Origin of the sequence: Methylobacterium sp. J-078 (assembly GCF_022829285.1) — a bacterium.
GTDB lineage: Bacteria > Pseudomonadota > Alphaproteobacteria > Rhizobiales > Beijerinckiaceae > Methylobacterium.
The window spans coordinates 60,440-81,727 of sequence record NZ_JAKSYI010000025.1 but is presented as its reverse complement, the minus strand read 5'-3'; the positions used below and the strand labels follow the sequence as shown (position 1 = coordinate 81,727).

General features: G+C 69.4%; 16 protein-coding genes. 5 read left to right on the top strand and 11 right to left on the bottom strand.

What is annotated here, in order from left to right:
* Positions 1-162: 162 nt before the first annotated feature.
* Positions 163-1,119 (bottom strand): D-2-hydroxyacid dehydrogenase family protein, encoded by a 957-nt coding sequence (locus MKK58_RS01895; protein ID WP_243910495.1) that lies wholly within the window; start codon positions 1,117-1,119, stop codon positions 163-165.
* 170 nt (positions 1,120-1,289) lie between these two features.
* Between MKK58_RS01895 and MKK58_RS01890 the strand changes: the two genes are divergently transcribed.
* The 4 genes from MKK58_RS01890 (at position 1,290) to MKK58_RS01875 (ending at position 7,972) form a co-directional block, all read left to right on the top strand.
* Positions 1,290-4,640, top strand: coding sequence for an error-prone DNA polymerase (locus MKK58_RS01890; RefSeq protein ID WP_243910518.1), 3,351 nt, complete (start codon positions 1,290-1,292; stop codon positions 4,638-4,640).
* 132 nt (positions 4,641-4,772) lie between these two features.
* Positions 4,773-5,762 carry a sensor histidine kinase gene (locus tag MKK58_RS01885; protein WP_243910517.1) on the top strand — a complete coding sequence of 330 codons (990 nt, stop codon included), beginning with the start codon at positions 4,773-4,775 and terminating at the stop codon, positions 5,760-5,762.
* A gap of 43 nt (positions 5,763-5,805) precedes the next feature.
* On the top strand, positions 5,806-6,243 hold the full coding sequence (locus MKK58_RS01880; protein ID WP_409565165.1) for a hypothetical protein: 438 nt from the start codon (positions 5,806-5,808) through the stop codon (positions 6,241-6,243).
* A gap of 118 nt (positions 6,244-6,361) precedes the next feature.
* On the top strand, positions 6,362-7,972 hold the full coding sequence (locus MKK58_RS01875; protein WP_243910493.1) for an FAD-dependent oxidoreductase: 1,611 nt from the start codon (positions 6,362-6,364) through the stop codon (positions 7,970-7,972).
* Positions 7,973-8,014: 42 nt separating this feature from the next.
* Here MKK58_RS01875 and fae read toward each other — a convergent pair whose 3' ends face one another.
* Positions 8,015-8,554: a formaldehyde-activating enzyme gene (gene fae / locus MKK58_RS01870; RefSeq protein ID WP_238279238.1), complete on the bottom strand. Its 540-nt coding sequence runs from the start codon at positions 8,552-8,554 to the stop codon at positions 8,015-8,017.
* 196 nt (positions 8,555-8,750) lie between these two features.
* Between fae and MKK58_RS01865 the strand changes: the two genes are divergently transcribed.
* On the top strand, positions 8,751-8,960 hold the full coding sequence (locus tag MKK58_RS01865) for a hypothetical protein (RefSeq protein ID WP_243910492.1): 210 nt from the start codon (positions 8,751-8,753) through the stop codon (positions 8,958-8,960).
* Between the two features lie 21 nt (positions 8,961-8,981).
* On the opposite strand, the gene MKK58_RS01860 is transcribed toward MKK58_RS01865, so the two are convergent.
* The 9 genes from MKK58_RS01860 to MKK58_RS01820 form a co-directional block, all read right to left on the bottom strand.
* Complete coding sequence (locus tag MKK58_RS01860) at positions 8,982-9,428, bottom strand: hypothetical protein (protein ID WP_243910491.1); 447 nt, start codon at positions 9,426-9,428, stop codon at positions 8,982-8,984.
* Positions 9,429-9,579: 151 nt separating this feature from the next.
* Positions 9,580-13,332 carry a methionine synthase gene (gene metH, locus MKK58_RS01855; RefSeq protein ID WP_243910490.1) on the bottom strand — a complete coding sequence of 1,251 codons (3,753 nt, stop codon included), beginning with the start codon at positions 13,330-13,332 and terminating at the stop codon, positions 9,580-9,582.
* A gap of 71 nt (positions 13,333-13,403) precedes the next feature.
* Positions 13,404-14,321: a methylenetetrahydrofolate reductase [NAD(P)H] gene (gene metF, locus MKK58_RS01850; RefSeq protein ID WP_243910489.1), complete on the bottom strand. Its 918-nt coding sequence runs from the start codon at positions 14,319-14,321 to the stop codon at positions 13,404-13,406.
* Between the two features lie 53 nt (positions 14,322-14,374).
* The gene (locus tag MKK58_RS01845; RefSeq protein ID WP_243910488.1) at positions 14,375-15,400 is read right to left on the bottom strand and encodes an ArsR/SmtB family transcription factor; all 1,026 of its coding nucleotides are present in this window, start codon (positions 15,398-15,400) and stop codon (positions 14,375-14,377) included.
* 77 nt (positions 15,401-15,477) lie between these two features.
* Entirely contained in the window at positions 15,478-16,377 is a 900-nt protein-coding gene (locus tag MKK58_RS01840) for an ROK family protein (RefSeq protein ID WP_243910516.1), read from the bottom strand.
* Between the two features lie 24 nt (positions 16,378-16,401).
* Positions 16,402-17,808 carry a dicarboxylate/amino acid:cation symporter gene (locus tag MKK58_RS01835; RefSeq protein ID WP_243910487.1) on the bottom strand — a complete coding sequence of 469 codons (1,407 nt, stop codon included), beginning with the start codon at positions 17,806-17,808 and terminating at the stop codon, positions 16,402-16,404.
* Between the two features lie 394 nt (positions 17,809-18,202).
* A complete protein-coding gene (locus MKK58_RS01830; RefSeq protein ID WP_243910486.1) occupies positions 18,203-19,195 on the bottom strand; it encodes a hypothetical protein in 993 nt (330 codons plus the stop codon).
* Between the two features lie 330 nt (positions 19,196-19,525).
* Complete coding sequence (gene msrB / locus MKK58_RS01825; protein ID WP_243910485.1) at positions 19,526-19,936, bottom strand: peptide-methionine (R)-S-oxide reductase MsrB; 411 nt, start codon at positions 19,934-19,936, stop codon at positions 19,526-19,528.
* 87 nt (positions 19,937-20,023) lie between these two features.
* Positions 20,024-21,181, bottom strand: a complete 1,158-nt coding sequence (locus tag MKK58_RS01820; protein ID WP_243910484.1) for a YihY/virulence factor BrkB family protein — start codon at positions 21,179-21,181, stop codon at positions 20,024-20,026.
* Positions 21,182-21,288: the final 107 nt, after the last annotated feature.

The following is a 21,288-nucleotide window of genomic DNA, read 5'->3' as shown; positions in this document are numbered from 1 at the left end:
CCTCTGCTCCGGATGCGGGGATGCGTACCGTTCATATCGGCAGCCGGACAATTGGCTTTTTGGGGCAATCCCATTGAGGCCTGCTGCGTATCTACAAAGTAGATACATCCCTTTGGAGATCGCGACAAGGGTCTCCTCGCTCGGCACTCGGTCCCGGACGTTTCACCCCAGCACCCGGGTCGGTGCCCCGTCGAGGAAGGCCGAAATGTCCTCCACGATCTCGGGGAAGTAGGTGCGGTAGTTCCGCTGCGTGACGTAGCCGAGATGCGGCGTCGCCAGCACGTTCGGCAGGGTGCGCCAGGGGGAATCCGCCGGCAGGGGCTCGGTCTCGTAGACGTCGAGGCCGGCGCCGGCGATCCGGTTCTCGGTGAGGGCTGCGAGCAGCGCGGCCTCGTCCACGATCGCGGCGCGGGAGGTGTTGATCAGGAACGCGTCGGGCCGCATCCGGCGCAGCGCCGCGGCGTCGAGGAGGCCGCGCGTACCCGCGCCGAGGACGAGGTGGATCGAGACGACGTCGCTCGCCTCCAGCAGCGCCTCCAGGGAGGGTGCCAGGGTGACGCCCTCGGCCGCGGCCCGCTCGGCCGTGAGGTTCCGGCTCCAGGCGCTGACCTCCATGCCGAAGGCCTGGCCGATCCGGGCGACGCGGGCCCCGGTCTTGCCGAGGCCCAGCACCCCGAGGCGGCGGCCGGCGAGATCGCTGCCAACGCTCGACTGCCAGGGGCCGCCCGTGCGCAGGGCCTGCACCTCGGGCACGAGGTGGCGGGCGAGCCCCAGGATCAGCGCCCAGGTCAGTTCCACCGGCGGCTCGGAATGGCTGGAGGTGCCGCAGACCGTGACGCCATGCGCCTTCGCGGCGGCGAGATCGATCGACAGGTTGCGCATGCCGCTGGTGAGGAGGAGCCGCAGCTTCGGCAGGCGCGCGAAGAGTTCGGCCGGGAACGGCGTGCGCTCGCGCATCATCACCACGATCTCGCAATCCCCGATCGCGTCGACCAGTGCGTCCTGCGTCGCGAAGGTGGTGCGCAGGTCGCGCAGGGTGATCCGGTCCGACAGCCCAGACCAGTCGGCCATGGTGGGGCCGACACCCTGGTAATCGTCGAGGATCGCGCAGGTGAGCATGGGACATCCTGTCTGGGGAAGACCGGGCTAACGCACGGCGAACAGCTTGGCCAGCCGCCCTCGAGACTTTGACTCCTCGACACGAAACCGGCACCCCGGGATCCGAAATGATCACGATTCGTTCTCAGTCGCGAGTCGGGTGCAACGGAGCCGGAAAGGTAATGACGTCGATGTCCGGGCCGCCCGCCTATGCCGAGCTCGCCGTCACCACGAATTTCTCCTTCCTGCGCGGAGCCTCGCATCCCGGCGAGATGGTGGGGCAGGCGGCCGAACTCGGATTGCACGCCATCGGCATCGCCGACCGCAACACCCTGGCGGGGGTGGTGCGGGGCCATGCCGAGGTGAAGCGGCGGGCGGCGGCGGGCGAGCCCGGCATCCGCTTCCTGCCGGGCGTGCGCCTCGTCACGCAGGAGGGCTTCGAGGCCGTGGCCTACCCGATGGACCGGGCCGCCTACGGCCGGCTCTGCCGGCTCCTGACGCTTGGCAACCGCCGTTCCGAGAAGGGCCAGTGTCGGTTCGACTTCTTGGAACTCCTGGCCGCCAGCGAAGGCCAGATGCTGATCGCGGTCCCGCCGGAGCACCTCGGGGACGATGCCCCCTTCTTGCGTCATCTCCGCGAGCTCGCCGCCGAGGCCCCCGGCCGAGTCACCCTGGCGGGGAGCCATCGCCGGCGCGGCGACGAGCGCCGGCGCCTCGGGCGCCTCGCCGAACTGGGGCTCCGCCTCGGCGCGCCCCTGGTGGCGGTGTCGGACGCGCTCTACCACCACCCCGACCGGCGGCCCCTGCAGGACATCGTGTCCTGCATCCGCGAGGGCTGCACCCTGAATGCGGCAGGCTACCGCCTGGAGGCCAATGCCGAGCGCCACCTGCGGCCGGCGGACGAGATGGCGCGCCTGTTCGACGACCATCCCGAGGCCGTTGCCCGCACGATCGAGATCGCGCAGGTTTGCGACTTCTCCCTGGACGAACTCAAGTACGAGTACCCCGACGAGCCGGTGCCGCCGAACTTCACCGCGCAGGACTACCTGACCTACCGGGTCGCGGAGCGCGCAGGCTGGCGCTATCCGGACGGCATTCCAGAACAAATCATGAACACAATCCAGGAGGAGCTGCGCCTCATTGCGAAGATGGACTATGCGCGCTACTTCCTCACCCTGTTCGACATCGTGGAATTTGCGCGCAAGCGCGGCATCCTGTGCCAGGGGCGCGGCTCGGCCGCCAATTCCGTGGTCTGCTACTGCCTCGGCATCACGGCCGTCGACCCCACCGAGATCCGGCTGCTCTTCGCCCGCTTCATCTCGGAGAACCGGGCCGAGCCCCCCGACATCGACGTGGATTTCGAGCACGAGCGCCGCGAGGAGGTGATCCAGCACCTCTACGAGCGCTACGGCCGCGACCGGGCCGCGATCTGCGCCACGGTGATCCACTACCGCCCGCGCAGCGCCATCCGGGAGGTCGGCAAGGTCCTGGGCCTGCCCCCCGACATCACCGGCGTGATGGCCGACACGGTCTGGGGCTCCTGGGGCAAGGACCTGCCCGACGCGCATATCCGGCAGGCCGGCCTCGACCCGGACAACCCGTCGATCCGGCAGGCCCTGGAACTCGCCCACGCGCTGATCGGCTTCCCGCGCCATCTCTCGCAGCATGTGGGCGGCTTCGTGCTGACGCGCGGGCGCCTCGACGAGACCGTGCCGGTGGGCAACGCCGCCATGGCGGACCGCACCTTCATCGAGTGGGACAAGGACGACATCGACGTGCTCGGCCTCATGAAGGTCGACGTGCTGGCGCTCGGCATGCTGAGTTGCCTGCGCCGGGGCGCGGATCTCCTGAGACGCGATTACGGACACGACTACCCGACGCTCGCCGACCTGCCGGCGAAGGACCCCGCCGTCTACGAGATGCTGAGCCGCGCCGATTCGGTGGGCGTGTTCCAGGTCGAGAGCCGGGCGCAGATGTCGATGCTCCCGCGCCTGAAGCCGAAGGAATTCTACGACCTCGTGGTGCAGGTGGCGATCGTCCGGCCGGGGCCGATCCAGGGCGACATGGTCCACCCGTACTTGCGCCGCCGCCAGAACCTCGAACCCGTGGAATACCCCTCGCCCCACCCCGATCACGGGCCGGCGAACGAACTCGAGAGCGTGCTCAAGCGGACCTACGGCGTCCCCCTGTTCCAGGAGCACGCGATGCAGATCGCCATCACGGCCGCCGGGTTCCAGCCGTCCGAGGCCGATGGCCTGCGCCGGGCCATGGCGACCTTCCGGCACAACGGCCAGATCGTGAACTTCCGCACCAAGTTCGTCGAGGGCATGGTGGCGCGCGGCTACCCGCGCGACTTCACCGAGCGCTGCTTCAAGCAGATCGAGGGCTTCTCCACCTACGGCTTTCCGGAGAGCCACGCGGCGAGCTTCGCGCTCCTGGTCTACGCCTCGGCCTGGATGAAGTGCCGGCACCCCGACGTCTTCCTGGCCGCCATCCTGAACGCGCAGCCCATGGGGTTCTACCAGCCGGCGCAGCTCGTGCGCGATGCCCGTGCCCACGGCGTCGAGGTGCGCGGGGTCGACGTCAATGCCAGCGACTGGGACTGCACCCTGGAGCCGGCCTCCGAGCCGCCGCCGCCCGGGGTCGAGCGGCGCCTGGCCGTGCGCCTCGGCCTGCGCCAGGTGAGCGGGGTGCCGCAGGCGGCCATGCACCGCCTCGTGCGCTTGCGGGGCAACGGCTACGCCAGCATCGAGGGTTTGCAGGCGGCCCTGGCGCTCCCCCGCAACGCCCTGGAGCGGCTCGCCGAGGCGGATGCGTTCCGCTCCCTCGACCTCGACCGGCGGGCCGCCCTCTGGGCGGTACGGACCCTGGAGGGCACCAGCGCCGTCAAGGCCGCCAGGGACGCCAAGACTGCCAAGGACGCCAAGGCCGCCGGGCGCGCCGACGGCGACCGGCGGGCCCACCTCCTCGACACGCCGATGCCGCTCTTCGCCTTCCACGCCGATGACGGGCTCTTCCGCCACGAGCCCGCGGTGGCCCTGCCCGCCATGGCGGCTTGCGAGCACGTGGCGGAGGATTACGCCGCCACCGGCCTCTCCCTGAAGGGGCATCCCGTCGCGTTCTTCCGGACGCGGCTCGCCCGGATCGGCGCGATCCCGGCCCGCGACCATCACGATGGCGCGCGGGTCGCGAACAACGCCCGCGTCACCGTGGCGGGCCTCGTCCTCACCCGGCAGCGCCCGGGCACGGCGCGCGGCACCGTGTTCCTGACCCTCGAGGACGAGACCGGCATCGCCAACGTCATCGTCTGGCGCGACGTGTTCGAGGCCAACCGCGCGACCGCCATGGGCGCCCGCTTCCTCGCGGTGCGGGGCCGGGTGCAGCGCTCCGGGTCCGTCGTGCACTTGCTGGCGGAGCGGTTCCGCGATCTCTCGTCGGCCCTGCGCGATCTGCGCGCCGGGGGTTTGCGGCTGCCGCCCGAGACCACCGATTTCGGCGCTCCGGAGGATCGGCGGATTTACCGCAGCCGCGATTTCCATTGAGGCCGAATCGCGACCGCGGGCCGGACCTGCTGGTCACCCGAATGCGACGAGACTAGATCTGTTCCAAATTCGACGAGACCGACGCCCCTGGCCCAATCATCGACACATGCCCCCTGGTGGAGTGGCTGGCAGATCATCCACGCGACCGAGCGTCTGCGCGCGCGTGCCTGGCTCGGCGAGGGCGCCGCCGTGGCCGCCTCCGGCCTCGCCCTCGGCCTGCGCTTCCTCCTCGACGACGTGCTGCCGCCGGGCTTTCCCTACCTGACCTTCTTCCCGGCCGTGATCCTCACGACCTTCTTCTTCGGCCTGCGGCCCGGCATCACCTGCGCGACCTTGAGTGGGCTTGCCGCCTGGTACTTCTTCATCCCGCCGGCCAGCGCCTTCCTCATCGACGGTCCGACCGCGCTGGCCCTGTGCTTCTACGTCTTCATCGTCGCCGTCGACATCGCGCTGATCCACGTCATGCACCGGGCGGGCGAGCGGCTGCGCGCCGAGCGGGGGGTCTCGGCCGGCCTCTACGAGCAGCAGCGCACGATGTTCCAGGAACTGCAGCACCGGGTCGCCAACAACATGCAGTTCGTGGCCGCCCTGCTCACCCTGCAGAAGCGCAAGGTCGGCAACGACCCGAAGGCCGCGCTCGCCGCCCTCGACGAGGCACGGGTGCGGCTCGAGACCATCTCGCGCATCCACCGCCGCCTCTACGACCCGAGCAGCATCGAGCGCCCGATGGGGCAGTACCTCAAGGAACTCTGCGCCGACCTCCTCGACGCCACGGGTGCGCAGAACATCGTCTGCCTCGTCGACACGCCGCCGGTGCGGTTCGACCTCACCCAGCTCACCACCCTGTCGCTCCTCGTGGTCGAGGTGGTGACCAACGCCGTCAAGCACGCCTTCCCGGACGGGCGACGGGGCACCATCACGATCCAGCTCGAACGGCTCGACGCGGAGCGCCTGCGGCTCACCATCGCGGATGACGGACGCGGCATCCCGGCGGATTTCGACCCGGACACCGCGCGCAGCCTGGGCTTCCGCATCGCGCAGGGGCTCGCCGGCCAGCTCGGGGGCCAGCTCACCTACGCGAACGAGGGCGGCACCGTGGTGCGCCTCGCCTTCGCGGCCTGAGGACGGCACTCACCAACAGTCAAGGACGAGACCGGTCATGCGTGTGTGGAGCAGCCTCGCAATCCTCCTGATCCTCGGTGCCGGCACGGCCCGGGCCGACGAATGCGACGGCCTCGCCGCCCGCATCGCCGCCGCGATGGGCGCCAAGGTCGGCCGGCGCACGGGACCGAGCGTCGACATCCGCGTGCCCGGCGGCCTCCATATCGACCTGACCTGCCGGGCCGATCCCATCGTGCAGGCGGCTTCCTCCGAGCCGACCCCTTCGGCGGCCTACTTCGCGGACCTCGCCATCGCGGCCCAGATCGTGGTGGGCGAGAGCGCGGGCGCGGTCCAGGCCGCCATCGCCACGGCCCACGCCACCGCCCTGAAGGAGCGGCGCAAGTCCTTCATCCAGCAGAACGGCTGGTCGGCGAGCTGCTACACCGACAGCAGCGGTTCGATCCGCACCCTGTGCTCGGTGGGACGAATCCCGCAGGAGTGATCCGGCCACGCCCGCACGGTGGTTTTCGCGGGTGCGCGTCTTGACTGACACGCCTTGCCTGTCACGGATGCGTGATCGATGCTGCGCCGCATCGCCCCCGATCCGACGGAAGCGCCCCATGGAAACGATCGGCCGTGACCTGCGCGAGATGCAGCGCGTCCCCCTGGCAACCTCGCATGTCGCCGCCCTCCGGGCCGCCGGAACCGAGCGCCTCTACCCGGCCGGGACGTTCCTCGCCCGCGCCGGCGAACCGGCCGACCGCTTCGTCTACGTCGAGGACGGCGAGGTCGAGGTGGTCAACCCGTTCACGGACGAGCGCCACCTGCCCTCCACCCTGGGACCGACGCAGTTCATGGGCGAGATCGCGTTCCTGAACGGCGGCAACTTCTCGATGCCCATGCGGGCAGTGCGGGACACCCGCGTGGTCGAGGTGCCGCGGCCGGCGATGCTGCGGCTGATGTCCGAGATCCCCGAGATGTCGGACATCGTCATCACGGTCCTGGCCGCGCGGCGGCGGCGCCAGCTCGACTCGCAGGACGGCACCCTGGTGCTCATCGGCGAGGACGACGACCGGGCCGTCCGCCGCATCGCGGAGTTCGCGAGCCGCAACCGGCTGCCCTACCGGTCCTACGCGCTCGGCAGCCCGGAGGCCGGCGCCGTCGCGACCAGCTGCGCGATTCCTACCGACCGGCCGGCAGTGATCTTCGGCCGCGAGATCGTGGTGACGGACCCGACCCCCGACAAGGTGGCGCAGCTGCTCGGCCTGAACCACGCCCTCGTCGACGACGAGGCCTTCGACGTGCTCATCGTCGGCGGCGGCCCGGCCGGGGTGGCCGCCGGCGTCTATGCCGGCGCCGAAGGCCTGCGCGCCCTGGTGATCGAGGACGTCGCCATCGGTGGGCAGGCCGGCACCTCGAGCCGGATCGAGAACTACATGGGCTTCCCCACCGGCATCTCCGGGGCCGATCTCGTCTGGCGGGGCGAGGTCCAGGCGCTGAAGTTCGGCACGCGGTTCGCGATGCCGCGCCGGGTCGCCAAGCTGGAACGCCTCGCCGACGCCACCTTCTGCGCGACCTTCGACAACGACCAGCGGGTGCACGGGCACGCCGTCGTGGTGGCCACCGGCGTCCAGTATCGGCGTCTGCCGATCGATCGCCTCGAATCCTTCGAGGGCGCGGGCGTCTACTACGCGGCCACCGAGATCGAGGCCCGCTACTGCAAGAACGCCGAGGTCGTCGTCATCGGCGGCGGCAACTCGGCGGGCCAGGCGGCGATGTTCCTCAGCCGCTCGGCCGGGCATGTCCACCTGCTGGTGCGGGGGCCGTCGCTCGCCACCTCGATGTCCAGCTACCTCTCCAGCCGCCTGGAGGCGGACCCCGCGATCACCATCGCGTACGGCGCCGAGGTCGCCGCCCTGCACGGCACGGATCGCCTCGAGGCCGTGACGATCCGCAGCGACGGCACCTCCCGCACGATCCCAACCTGCGCGATGTTCGTGATGGTGGGCGCCGCCCCCAACACACGCTGGCTCTCGGGGTTGGTCGACCTCGACCCCCACGGCTTCGTGCTGACCGGGGCGGCCGCCGGCGCGACCTCGCCCTACGGCACCTCGCATCCCGGCATCTTCGCGGTCGGCGACGTGCGCGCCGGCTCCGTCAAGCGCGTCGCGTCGTCGGTGGGCGAGGGCTCGGTCGTCATCTCCAAGGTTTGGGAGCATGTCCGGACCTGAAAGGGCGCGGCGCATCGCGCGCCGCGCTTCGTCGCGAAAAAATCAGTACTCGATCACGTCTTCCAGGGCGTAGTGCTTCACCGTCTTGCGGTTGGCGATGAGCTCGTCGATGGTCGGCTCGCCCTTCATGGCGCGGGCGATGGCGAGCTTCGTCGCCTCGTAGTTCGTACGGTAAAGATCCTTGCGGTCGACGTTCGGGTCGGACCCGCAGCGCTCGTCCAGCCAGATCATGATGATCATGCAGAGGTCGTCGAGCCCGTCCTTGGGCAGGATGCCCTCGATCACGCAATCGATGATGGCGTCTCCCGTGGCGGCCTGGACCACACCGCCGAGCAGTTCGGCATACTCGGCCGTATGAATCGTGACCTTCGTCGTCATGATCGTGGCCGGGCGCACAAGCTGATTGAGGTCACGCACCACGAACATCCGGGTATGGCCCTGGACCTGCCCCATCATGCCCGCGAAGGCGTGGCCCGCCGGGCCTCGGGTGGAGCCGATCAGAACCTCCGGCATCGCGTCTGTGTACTGTCCCTCAGCCGCGAGCACGGTCGCCTCGCCGGTACGGAACCAGATCTCGGACATGGGGTCTCTCTCCAGGGCATCGTCGCCGCGCCCGGCCGGGCGGGACGGATCGGGGCGCACAAACACCAAGGGCCCCAGGCCCGTCAATCGCGGCGGTGCGCACGCGCCATTCCCCCTGGCCTCATGCGACGGGATCGGTCATGCAGAACCGCCGGCGACGGGACGCGTCGACGGCGCTCGAAAGGCGCGGCACGCGATGAGTACGGAACGGGACTGGAGCTTGGCCGTGACGGCGGCGCCGGATGGGGTCCGGGTCGAGATCGGCCTACCCGATCTGGCCGGCAAGCCCGTCACCGCGATCCTGGCGCTGGACCGGGAGGAGGCACGCACCCTCGCCCGCGCCCTGCTCGCGGCCTCGGGCGACGCGATGGAGCGCACGTTTCCGCGCGCATCCAAGAACGACTGAGCCTCAGAGTACGACTGGACCTCAGAGACCGACCCGGTTGCTGCGGCCGGGCAGACGCGGGACCTTGGTGCCGCGCGGCTCGATGGGGCCGGCGCAGGTGTAGGTGAATTCGGTCTGCAGATCGGTGAACACGGTCTCGCCGGTGATCCGGCAATCCTCCCGCACCGTCTCGTCGAGGTAGGTCCGGGCCGCGTCCCGGAAGCGCTTGACCCGGGTCAGGGCCGGATCGCCCCCGGCGAACGCATCGTCGATGCCGCACCCCGTGGTCTCCCGGAGGACGTTGGACACGACCAGCATCTTGCGGACCCGGCGCTGGTCGTAGACCTCGTAGGGGTCCTTGCAGCCGATGGTCACGACCTGCGGAGTGACGCTCACATAGGTCTTCGAGATGTAGGCGAAGCCCGTGCAGCCCGAGGCGACGAGCCCGAGCGCGATCGTCGCGCCGAGGGAGACGGTGAGCCGATACACGTGCGGGGCGCCCTTCGCTGCTCTCGGGCCGTTGGAGCCGGATCGGCATTGAAGCGCAGACCTCCCAACGGTCAAGCCTCACCCGGCCACACTCCCGCGGCATTCGACACCCGCGCCCTCCCCGGCCACGGGGAGGGCGGCAAGGACAGCCCTACTCGGCGGCGGCCGCGAGGTAGCGGGCGGGGTCGTAGTTCAGGATCGGGCCGAGCCAGCGCTCGACGTCTCGCAGGTCCATGCCCTTGCGGATCGCGTAATCCTCGACCTGGTCGCGCTCCACCTTGGCGACGCCGAAGTAATGCGCCTCCGGGTGGGCGATGTAGAGACCCGAGACCGAGGAGCCCGGCCACATGGCGTAGGACTCGGTCAGCTTCACGCCGATGCGCGACTCCGCCTTGAGGAGGTCGAACAGCGTGACCTTCTCGGTGTGGTCGGGCTGCGACGGATAACCGGGGGCGGGACGGATGCCGGCATATTCCTCGCGCACCAGATCCTCCGGTGCGAAGGTCTCGTCGGCGGCGTAACCCCAGAACTCGCGGCGGACCCGCTCGTGCATGCGCTCGGCGAGCGCCTCGGCGATGCGGTCGGCGAGCGCCTTGACCAGGATCGAGCGGTAATCGTCGTTGGCCCGCTCGAAGCGTTCGGCGATGCGCACCTCCTCCAGGCCCGCCGTGACGACGAAGCCACCGACATAGTCGGCGATGCCGGTCTCGGCCGGGGCCACGAAATCGGACAGGCAGGTGTTGGCGCGCCCGTCGCGCTTCGTCAGCTGCTGGCGCAGGCCGAAGAAGGTCGCGAGTTTCTCGGATCGGCTCTCGCCGGTGAACAGCGCGATGTCGTCGCCGACGCTGTTGGCAGGCCAGAAGCCGATGATCGCCTTCGGGTTGAACCAGCGCTCGTCGACGATCTGCTTGAGCATCTCCTGCGCGTCGTCGAACAGCGCCTTGGCAGCCGGACCCTGGTTGGGATCCTCGAAGATCGCCGGGTAGCGGCCCTTGAACTCGTAGGTCTGCAGGAACGGCGTCCAGTCGATGTAGGGCACGAGGTCGGCGACCTCGTAGGACGAATAGACCCGCACGCCGGTGAAGCTCGGCTTGCTTGGCTGGTAGCCCGACCAGTCGATCTTGAACGGATTGGCGCGGGCTTTGGCCAGCGGCAAGCGTTGCTTGTCGAGTTCCGAACGCGCATGGGCGTCGGAGACTTTTCTGTACTCGGCCCGGATGGTCTCGATGGTCGAGTCCCGCGTCTCCTTCGAGAGCAGGCTCGACACCACGCCGACGGCCCGGCTCGCGTCCGTGACGTAGACGGTCTGGCCCCGGTTGTAGGAGGGGTGGATCTTCACGGCCGTGTGGACGCGGCTCGTGGTGGCGCCACCGATGAGGAGCGGCACCGAGAATCCCTCGCGCTCCATCTCGGCGGCGACATGCACCATCTCGTCGAGCGACGGGGTGATGAGGCCGGACAGCCCGACGATGTCGACGTTCTCGCGCTTGGCGACATCGAGGATCTTGGCCGCCGGCACCATCACGCCGAGATCGATGATCTCGTAGTTGTTGCAGGCAAGCACGACGCCGACGATGTTCTTGCCGATGTCGTGGACGTCGCCCTTCACGGTCGCCATCAGGATCTTGCCGGCGGCCTGGCGCTTGCCGTCGCCGCCATTGGCGAGCTTCTCCGCCTCCATGAAGGGTTCGAGATAGGCCACCGCCTGCTTCATCACGCGGGCGGACTTGACCACCTGCGGCAGGAACATCTTGCCCGAACCGAACAGGTCGCCGACCACGTTCATGCCGGCCATGAGCGGCCCCTCGATGACGTGGAGCGGGCGCTCGACGCCGAGACGCGCCTCCTCGGTGTCGGCGAGGATGTACTCGGTGATGCCGTTGACGAGCGCGTGCTCGATGCGCTTGGCGACCGGTGCCTCGCGCCAGGTCAGGTCGGCGGTCTTCGCCTGGGTGGAGGCGCCGCTCTTGAAGCGCGCGGCGGCCTCCAGCAGGCGATCGGTGGAATCGTCGCGGCGGTTGAGGACGACGTCCTCGCAGAGCTCGCGCAACTCCGGCGGCAGCTCGTCGTAGATCGCGAGCTGGCCGGCATTCACGATGCCCATGTCCATCCCGACCTGGATGGCGTGGTACAGAAACACCGCGTGCATGGCCTCGCGCACGGGCTCGTTGCCCCGGAAGGCGAAGCTGAGGTTCGAGATGCCGCCCGAGATATGGGCGTGGGGCAGCGTTTCGCGGATGGTCTTGGTGGCCTCGATGAAGGCGACGCCGTAGCCGTTATGCTCCTCGATGCCGGTTGCGACGGCAAACACGTTGGGGTCGAAGATGATGTCTTCCGGCGGGAAGCCGATCTCTTCCGTGAGAACCTTGTAGGCCTTGGTGCAGATTTCGACCTTGCGCTCGTAGCTGTCGGCTTGGCCCTGCTCGTCGAAGGCCATCACCACGACCGCAGCGCCGTAGGAGCGGCAGACCTTGGCATCCTGGATGAACTTCTCGACGCCCTCCTTCATGGAGATCGAGTTCACGATCGCCTTGCCCTGGACGCACTTCAGGCCGGCCTCGATGACGTGGAACTTCGAGGAATCGATCATCACCGGCACGCGGGCGATGTCGGGCTCGGCGGCCACGAGGTTGAGGAACTCCACCATCGCCTTCTCGGAATCGAGCAGGCCCTCGTCCATGTTCACGTCGATGATGCTAGCACCCGCCGCGACCTGATCGCGGGCCACATCCAGCGCCGCCGCGTAGTCGCCCGCCGTGACGAGCTTCCTGAACTTGGCCGAGCCGGTGACGTTGGTGCGCTCGCCCACGTTCACGAAGGGGATTTCCTTCGTCAGCGTGAAGGGCTCCAGGCCCGACAGGCGCATCAGGCGGGGGACCTCGGGGATGGCACGGGGTTTCACGCCCGCGACGGCCTCCGCGATGGCGCGGATGTGGTCCGGCGTGGTGCCGCAGCAGCCGCCGACCATGTTGACGAGGCCGGCGGTGGCGAACTCGCCCACCAGCTTGCCCATGGCCTCGGGGCTCTCGTCGTAGAGGCCGAACTCGTTGGGGAGACCCGCATTCGGGTAGGCGCAGACCAGGGTGTCGGCGATCCGCGACAATTCCGAGATATGCCCGCGCATTTCCTTGGCGCCGAGCGCGCAGTTCAGGCCGATGGTGAGCGGGCTGGAATGACGGAGCGCGTTCCAGAACGCCTCCGGGGTCTGGCCGGACAGGGTGCGGCCGGAAAGATCGGTGATCGTGCCCGAGATCATGATCGGCAGGGTCATGCCCCGCTCCTCGAACACCGCCCAGGCGGCCGCCACGGCGGCTTTGGCGTTGAGTGTGTCGAAGATGGTCTCGATCAGGATGAGTTCGGCGCCACCATCCATCAGGCCGCGCACCTGCTGCTCGTAGGCCTGCTTGACCCCATCGAAGGTCACGGCCCGGTAGCCGGGATTGTTGACGTCCGGCGAGATCGACAGGGTGCGGTTCGTCGGGCCGATGGCGCCGGCCACGAAGCGGCGGCGGCCGTCCTGCTTCTCAGCCAGGGCGGCTGCCTCGCGGGCGAGGCGCGCGCCCTCCGAATTGAGCTCGTGGATGATCGATTCCATGCCGTAATCGGCCTGGGCGATGGTGGTGCCCGAGAAGGTGTTGGTCTCGCAGACGTCGGCCCCGGCCAGGAAGTAGTCGAGGTGGATCTGCCGGATCGCATCGGGCTGGGTCAGAATCAGGAGGTCGTTGTTGCCCTTCTGGTCATGCCCGTGATCCGTGAAGCGAGAGCCCCGAAAATCCGCCTCGCCGTAGCCGAGGCGCTGGATCACGGTGCCCATCGCCCCGTCGAGGACGAGGATTTTCTCGCCCGCGCGCTGGCGCAGGGCCGCTTCGATCTCTCGTCCGTCGACGGGGCGCAGGTCGGTCATGGGGTCTCTCAGGTTCCGTCGCAGGAAACCCCTCCCCCGATGGGGAGGGGCGGTACATGTGCGGGAATCGCTCAGGCGGCCTTGGCGGCGACCTTCGGGGCCTGGGCGCGCAGGCCGAGCACGTGGCAGATGGCGTAGACGAGGTCGGAGCGGTTCATCGAGTAGAAGTGGAAGTCGTTGATTCCGTGGTCGACGAGGTCGAGCACCTGCTCGGCCGCCACCGAGGCCGCCACGAGACGCCGGGTGTCGACGTCGTTGTCGAGGCCCTCGAACCGGGCGGCCAGCCAGTACGGCACCGAGGCGCCGGTGCGGCGGGCGAAGTTCGCCGCCTGCTTGAAGTTCTGCACGGGCAGGATGCCGGGGATGATCGGGATGTCGATGCCGGCGGCACGCACCTTGTCGACGTAGCGCAGGTAGATGTCGTTCTCGAAGAAGAACTGCGTGATCGCCTGGTCGGCGCCCGCATCGACCTTGGCCTTCAGGGCGTCGATGTCGGCGTCGAGGGACGAGGCCTCCGGGTGCTTCTCCGGATAGGCCGAGACCGAGACCTTGAAGTCGCCGATCCGCTTGATGCCGGCGACCAGGTCCGCCGTCTGGGCGTAGCCGCCCGGATGCGGCCGGTACGCGGTGCCGATGCCGTCCTGGGGATCGCCGCGCAGGGCCACGATGTGGCGCACGCCGGCATCCCAGTAGGATTGCACGACGGCGTCGATCTCCTCGCGGGTGGCGTCGACGCAGGTGAGGTGCGCGGCCGGCTGAAGGCTCGTCTCCTTCACCATCCGGGCGACTGTGTTGTGGGTGCGCTCGCGGGTGGAGCCGCCGGCACCGTAGGTCACCGAGACGAATTTCGGCTGGAGGGGTGCGAGGCGCTCGATCGAGGACCAGAGGATCTTCTCCATCTCCTCGGTCTTCGGGGGGAAGAACTCGATGGAGACCCGGATCGGACGGTAGCTGTCGCGGCTGGCGCGGTGTTGGGAGGCGGATGGCATCGGGGTCGTCCTCTATGTCGGTCGGTTCAGACGGTCAGTGGAGCGGGTCGCCCTCAGGCAACGGCCCGCTCGAGGGTCAGGTGGGGCGGGGCCGCCGCCATCTCGGCCGCAGCGGTGGCGAGCCAGAGCGTCACGGTCAACTGGTCTTCGACCTCGTCGGTGGGCGCGAGGTCCCGGGTGGTGACGGTGGGCAGGCCCGCATCGTCGAGCCAGCCCGTCACCTGCTCGGGGGCGAAGCCGAGGCGGCGATGGGCCTGCGTCTCGCGCAGGAACTCGAGATCGTGGGGCGCGAAATCCACCACGAGCAGGCGCCCGCCGGGGGCGACGAGGCGGGCGGCCTCGCGCAACGCGCGGGCCGGATCGTCGAGGTAATGCAGCACCTGATGCACCACGACGAGGTCGAACCCAGCCCGTCCGAACGGCGGCGCGTGGATGTCGCCCTGGCGCAGGTCGACCCGGGCCAGACCCATGCGTTCCAGGTTCGCCCGCGCCACCGAGAGCATGGCGTGGTTGGAATCGAGCCCCACCGCCCGGACGGCGCGCCCGGCCAGGAGCCCGAGCATGCGCCCGGTGCCGGTGCCGAGATCGACGAGGTTCTGGATGGGCCGGTCGCCGAGCACGTCGAGGACCGCCGCCTCGACGGTGGCCTCCGGCACGTGCAGGGAGCGCAGACGGTCCCATTTCGGCGCCAGACGCGCGAAGAAGGCCTGCGCGGCCTCGGCCCGCTGGGCGCGGACGGCCTCCAGGCGGGCGAAATCCTCCGAGAGCGGCGCCCGGCCGCTGTCGAGACCGGCGACCAGCGGCGCGACCAGGGCAGCGCGATCCTCCACGAGGCGGAAGAAGGCCCAGGCGCCCTCGCGGTGCCGCTCCACCAGCCCCGCCTCGACGAGCAGCTTGAGATGGCGCGAGATGCGCGGCTGCGACTGACCGAGGATATCGGTGAGATCGGAGACCGAGAGTTCCCCGGCGGCGAGCAGCGCGAGGATGCGCAGGCGCGTCTCCTCCGCGGCCGCCCGCAGGATGGCGAGGGCGTCCGGAAACGGCAGGGCAGTGGCTGATGAAGGTCCCGCGTTAGACATAAAGATATCTTTATGTGAAAATTCCGACCCTGACAAGCGTTTCCGGCGTCAGCGTCGTCATCGACGGTGGCGGCGTTTCAGGCCCCGTTCCAGAGCCAGGCCGCCCCGCGGACGCCGGAGGCGTCGCCGTGCCGGCTCGGCCGCATCGGCGTGTCGAACGCATCCGAGAAGACGTGCGGCGCCACGCGCCCGGGGAGATCCGAAAAGATCTCAGGGACCCGCGAAAGGCCGCCGCCGATGACGATGACGTCGGGGTCGATCAGGTTGACCACGTGCGCGATGCCGCGCCCGAGGCGATCGAGGTAGCCCTCGAAGGTGGCCCTGGCGTCAGCCTTTCCTGCGCGCAGGGCCGCGATCACAGCCTCTCCGGTGGTCATCGCGCCGGTGCGGCGGGCGTGGTCGGCGGCCAAGGCCGGGCCGGAGAGCCAAGTTTCGAGGCAGCCGTGCCGGCCGCAATAGCAGGCGGGGCCGGGGCGCTCGTCATCGCGCGGGGACGGCAGCGGGTTGTGGCCCCATTCCCCCGCGATCCGGTCGCGCCCCGAGAGGGCACGCCCCTGAAGGGCGATTCCGGAACCGACGCCGGTGCCCAGGATGATCGCCCAGACGATGGGTAGCCCCGCCCCGGCCCCGTCGACGGCCTCGGAGACCGCGAGGCAGTTGGCGTCGTTCTCCAGGCGCACCGGACGGGCCAGGGCGCGCGCGAGATCCTGGGCGAAGGGCCGGCCGTTCAGCCAGACCGAGTTGGCGTTCTTGACGAGGCCGCTGCGGGGCGAGATCGCACCGGGCATGCCGATGCCGACCGTGCCGGCGACGCCGGCCCGCGCCTCCAGTTCCCGCACCAGATCCACGATGGCCGCGAGCGTCGCCGCGTAATCGTCCCGCGGGGTGGCGACCCGGTGCTCCGCACGGGTCGTTCCGTCAGGGTCCAGGGCGATCCCGGCGATCTTGGTGCCGCCGAGATCGATGCCGATGCGCAGGGGTTCGGACAGGTCCGGGTTCCGTCAGCGGGCCGGGGCCGGAATCGGCGCCGCGGCGGCGGCGGGTGCGGTCGCCGGGTCCATGTTCGGCGCGTGGTCGGAGATGTCGGTGCCGATCGAGATCGGGTGCGCCATCACCTGGTTCAGTTTCTCCTGATCGAGTTCGCCCTCCCAGCGGCTGACCACCACGGTGGCCACACCGTTGCCGATGAGGTTGGTGATGGCCCGGCACTCCGACATGAACTTGTCGACGCCGAGGATCAGGGTCATGGCCGCCACCGGCACGGGGTTGTTGGGGATGGCGCTGAGCGTCGCCGCCAGCGTGATGAAGCCGGCGCCGGTGACACCGGAGGCGCCCTTCGAGGTCAGCATCGCGACCAGGATGATCGTGGCGTACTGGCCGAAGGACAGGTCCGCTCCCACGGCCTGCGCCAGAAACAGCGAGGCCAGGGTCATGTAGATGTTGGTGCCGTCGAGGTTGAACGAGTAGCCCGTCGGGATCACGAGGCCGACCACCGAGTCCGAGGCGCCGAGGCGGCGCATCTTCGTCATCATGTGCGGCAGCACCGTCTCGGAGGACGAGGTGCCGAGCACGATGAGGAGTTCGTCCTTGATGTAGGCGAGGAACTTGAAGATCGAGAAGCCGGCCACCCGGGCGATGCCGCCCAGCACCAGGACCACGAACAGGAAGGCGGTGACGTAGAAGGTGCCGACGAGCCAGGCGAGGTCGACGACCTTGCCGATGCCGTACTGGCCGATCGTGAAGGCCATGGCGCCGAAGGCACCGATGGGCGCGAGCTTCACCACGAGGCCGATGATGCGGAAGAAGATCTGCCCAGCCGTGTCGATGGCGTGGGTGATGGCCTCGCCGCGCTGGCCCATGCCGGTGACGACGACGCCGGTGAGGATCGAAATCAGCAGCACCTGCAGCAGGTCGCCGGTGGCGAAGGCGTCGAAGAAGCTCTTCGGGATCAGCGCCATGATGTGGCCGGTCACCGAATCGTCGGCGGCCATCTTGGCGTATTTCTCGACCGACTTGCCATCGAGCTTGGTCACGTCGGCGTTGAAGCCCGCGCCCGGCTTGACGACCTCGCCGACCAGGACGCCGATGAGGAGCGCGATGGTGGAGACGACCTCGAAGTAGACCAGCGCCTTGAGACCGACGCGACCGACCTTCTTCAGGTCACCGATGGAGGCGATGCCGTGCACGATGGTACAGAAGATGATCGGCGCGATCATCATCTTGATCAGCGCGATGAAGGCATCGCCCAGCCATTTGACCGACTTGCCCCATTCGGGATTCAGGTAGCCCAGCAGGATGCCGAGGGCGATGGCGATCAGAACCTGGATGTAGAGCACCTTGTACCAGGGCTCCTTGGTGGTCCGGCCGGCGCCAGCCTCGACCGTACCTTGTGTGATGGCCTGGGCCATGATTCCTCCCGCCGCTCTCAGCGCAACCCGCCGATTGTTAATCCCGACGCTAGCCAGTTTATTCGAGGCGCTCAATCGGGGCGGCCGGCTCCCAGTGACAAACTGTAAGGCGTACCACGCGGTTGGCACCGAAACCGGTGGAGCGGCGCCCTGGCCTTCGGGGTCGGGATTCGAGCGCGGCCGTACGGCCGCCGGCGGTGCACCGAAATGGGGTTCGGGCCACGATCACGGCGCATCCATGCCTGGCGCCCAGTTCTTCCGGACTGGCTGCGCATTTGATGGCACCGCCTCCGCCTACGCCCGCATGCGGTTCGGGCGCTCCCGCGCACCGTATGATGCGCAGGTATCGGACACGCGCCGAGCCGACGCCGCTGCGCCGGTCGGGCCCGTGGACTCAGGTCTGCTGGGTGCGGCGGGGACGAACGGTCCAGCGCTCGAACTCGGCGGCGATGTCGTCCTCGCCCCGCGTCGTGCCGTGGGGCTGGGGATTGCCCAGCGCCTGGGACAGGCTCTCGATGACGTCGTCGATCCGCGAGTCGATGGTCTGCGGGGATTCGTGCGCCGGCTCAGGCGCCGGCGCGGGCTCATGATGGGCCTCGGGCTGCGGCTCCGGCGCGGCCTCGACATGGGCCGGCGCCTCGTGCGGCGCCTCCATGTGGGTGGGCTCGACGTGCTCAGGCTCGACATGCTCAGGCTCGATATGGGCCGTCTCGACGGAGGCGGGCTCCTCGGCGACCGATATCGCCCCAGCAGCCGCCACCGGGGCCGCGACGGCGGCGCCGCCGGCGACGCGGCGCAGGGCCTTCATCATGCCGTCGCCATCGCCGGTCCGCGCCGATCCGCCGAAGCGGCCGAAGCCGAAGCGCGGCTCCACGAGATCGAGGACCGCGTCGAGGGCGGCGTTGCTGAGGGCGATCTCGCCGGGCTGCGGCGGCCCCTGCAGGGCGATGGCGTGGCGGTCGTAGGCGGCATCCCCGGAGACCTCGGGGCCGAACCAGGCGGGCACCGCGAAGCTGCCGGCCTCGTCAGGCCCGTCGAAGGAAATGCTGACGAGATCGAGCTCACCGGGCACGCTGTAGCGGTCGATCTGCGCTTCCCGGCCACCGCCGAGGGCGATGCCGGTGCGGTCGTACGCGGCCTTGCCCGAGCAGACGTCCATGAGCGCGTCGCCATGGGCGCGCGGCACGTCGGTGCGCTCCTCGCTCGCAGTGCCGTCCGGAGCGGACGTGACGAGGACGAGGTGGCAGGTCTGGCCATCCACCCGCACGTAGGAGACGCGCCCGGCCTGGGGGGCGAAATAGCCTTCGCTGATCCGGGCGGCTCCACGCTCCTTCCGGATGAGGCGGACCAGGGCGGGGGCCACGAGAAAGCGGCGTACGAGGCTCATCGGCAAACTCCGCGGAAGCGGCCGGCCCAGGGGCGGAGGTCCGGGCGGACGCTGGCGTCGGGCCCGCCAGCTTCCCTGAAGCGCGGCGGGCCGTCCGGGTCAAGAAGGAATCAGGGTCCGGACGAGGCAGGCCGCGCCGCGAAACCATGACATAGGATGTGTCTTGGGGTCATCCCCAGGGTTGCGGGACAGACCGCACAATATTTCTCTGCTCCGGACTAAGCAAAACGACGGCGAAATCAAGACCTTCGCGGCCGGACCACCTCGCCCGTCCCCACCCGTCGCCGTTGTCCGCAGGGTTCCATGGGTCCCGGCGGCAGTTCCAGGCGGTCAGCCCTGCGGCTCGAAGCGCAGCGAGATGCCGTTCATGCAATAGCGCAAACCAGTCGGCGCCGGACCGTCGTCGAAGACATGTCCGAGATGGCCCTTGCACCGGGCACAGTGGACTTCCGTGCGGGTCATCCAGTGGCTGCGGTCGACCGTCGTCTCCACGGCTCCGTCGATCGGGTCGAAGAAGCTCGGCCATCCAGTGCCGGATTCGAACTTGGTGCCGGTGGCGAAGAGCGGGGCGTCGCAACCGGCGCAGTGGAAGGTCCCCGGCCGCTTCTCGGCGTTCAGGCAGCTCGTGCCGGCCCGTTCGGTGCCGTGCTCGCGCAGAACCCGGTACTGCTCGGGCGTCAGAATGGCGCGCCACTCGGCCTCGGTCCGGGCCTCGATCGCGTCGGTGGGGGCTGTGTTCATGGGCTCTGCTCGCAAGGGTGCGTGAGGAAGAGGGTCGGAAACGTCTCTTCCAGATAGGCATCCCCCGCCGAAAGGGGAGCCCGCCCCTCAGGCCGTCGCCCCGAGGGTGTCGGCCATGCGGGCGCGGCGCGCGCCCATGGGCATCTCCGGCCCGGTCGTGGTGTCCCGGGCGGTCTGATGCTCCATCTCGGCGTTGATCTCGCCGCCGAGCAGAACGATCGTGGTGGAGATCCAGATCCAGGTCATGAAGCCGATGGCCGCGCCGAGCGAGCCGTAGGTCTCGTTGTAGTTCCCGAAGCTGGAGACGTACCAGGAGAACAGAATCGAGGCTGCGAGCCAGAGCAGGCCGGCCACCGCCCCACCGACGCCGACCCAGCGCCAGCGCGGACGCTCGCGGCTCGGACCGTAGCGGTAGAGCAGCGACAGCCCCCCGAGCAGGACGAAGAGGAGGGCAGGCCAGCGCAGCAGGGCGACGAGCCAGGCGGTGTCGCTGAGGCCCACGAACTTGAACACCACCGGCAGCACCACGATGCCGGTGAGCGCCAGGATGGTGAACAGGAGCGCCCCGATGGTGAAAGTGAGCGAGCGCAGGTTCAGCATGATGAAGGAGCGCTTCTCCTCCTCCTCGTAGACCACGTTCAGGGCATCGAACATCGCCTTCATGGCGGCATTGGCGCTCCACAGGGAGAGCAGCAGGCTGGTGAAGAAGGTCAGGCCGAGGGTGCCGTTGCCCTTGGCGGCGATGCGCTTGACCTGGTCGCCGATGATCTCGATGGCGCCGGAGGGCAGCACGCCCCGCATGCTGGCGAGATGCTCGTTGATGGAATTCACGTCGGCCACGAGGCCGTAGCAGGAGACGAGGGCGGCGATGGCGGGAAACAGGGAGAGCAGCGAGTAGAAGGTCACGCCCGCCGCCACCGAGAGCACGCGGTCCTGATTGAACTCGAGGTAGACCCGGTAGAGGATGTCCTTCCAGCCCGCCGCCGTGATCTCGGTGGGCGAGTGCGCGGCCCGTCCCCGCTCCACCTGCGTCGCGGCAAGGTACTCGGCCGCCGCCCCCGTATGCGAGCGGGCACCGCCCGCGCCGGCCGCTGCCTCGCCGTCCGACGCGGCGGACACGGGCCGGGAGCCGCGCTTCGGCGCCGCCGCGAGGGCGATCAGGGCGGTTCCGAGGAGGAGCGTCCAGAGAACCGAGTGGGCGGCATCGTCGGTGGGCGCAGAAGGCGGGCGTGGGGAAGAAGACATCGATGGACCGGACCGCGCGCCGATGCGGCGCGATGCCTCAACGTGATCCAGGCTTGGCCGTTCCGCACCTTCGACACGCCATCGGCGTCCGTACGCTTCCCCGCCGG

Excerpts from the sequence above, each read along its gene's own strand:
- MKK58_RS01890 (WP_243910518.1), top strand. The coding sequence starts at position 1,290 with ATGTCCGGGCCGCCCGCCTATGCCGAGCTCGCCGTCACCACGAATTTC.
- MKK58_RS01835 (WP_243910487.1), bottom strand. The coding sequence starts at position 17,808 with ATGGCCCAGGCCATCACACAAGGTACGGTCGAGGCTGGCGCCGGCCGG.
- MKK58_RS01845 (WP_243910488.1), bottom strand. The coding sequence starts at position 15,400 with ATGTCTAACGCGGGACCTTCATCAGCCACTGCCCTGCCGTTTCCGGAC.
- MKK58_RS01895 (WP_243910495.1), bottom strand. The coding sequence starts at position 1,119 with ATGCTCACCTGCGCGATCCTCGACGATTACCAGGGTGTCGGCCCCACC.
- msrB (WP_243910485.1), bottom strand. The coding sequence starts at position 19,936 with ATGAACACAGCCCCCACCGACGCGATCGAGGCCCGGACCGAGGCCGAG.
- MKK58_RS01830 (WP_243910486.1), bottom strand. The coding sequence starts at position 19,195 with ATGAGCCTCGTACGCCGCTTTCTCGTGGCCCCCGCCCTGGTCCGCCTC.
- metH (WP_243910490.1), bottom strand. The coding sequence starts at position 13,332 with ATGACCGACCTGCGCCCCGTCGACGGACGAGAGATCGAAGCGGCCCTG.
- MKK58_RS01875 (WP_243910493.1), top strand. The coding sequence starts at position 6,362 with ATGGAAACGATCGGCCGTGACCTGCGCGAGATGCAGCGCGTCCCCCTG.
- MKK58_RS01820 (WP_243910484.1), bottom strand. The coding sequence starts at position 21,181 with ATGTCTTCTTCCCCACGCCCGCCTTCTGCGCCCACCGACGATGCCGCC.
- MKK58_RS01865 (WP_243910492.1), top strand. The coding sequence starts at position 8,751 with ATGAGTACGGAACGGGACTGGAGCTTGGCCGTGACGGCGGCGCCGGAT.
- fae (WP_238279238.1), bottom strand. The coding sequence starts at position 8,554 with ATGTCCGAGATCTGGTTCCGTACCGGCGAGGCGACCGTGCTCGCGGCT.
- metF (WP_243910489.1), bottom strand. The coding sequence starts at position 14,321 with ATGCCATCCGCCTCCCAACACCGCGCCAGCCGCGACAGCTACCGTCCG.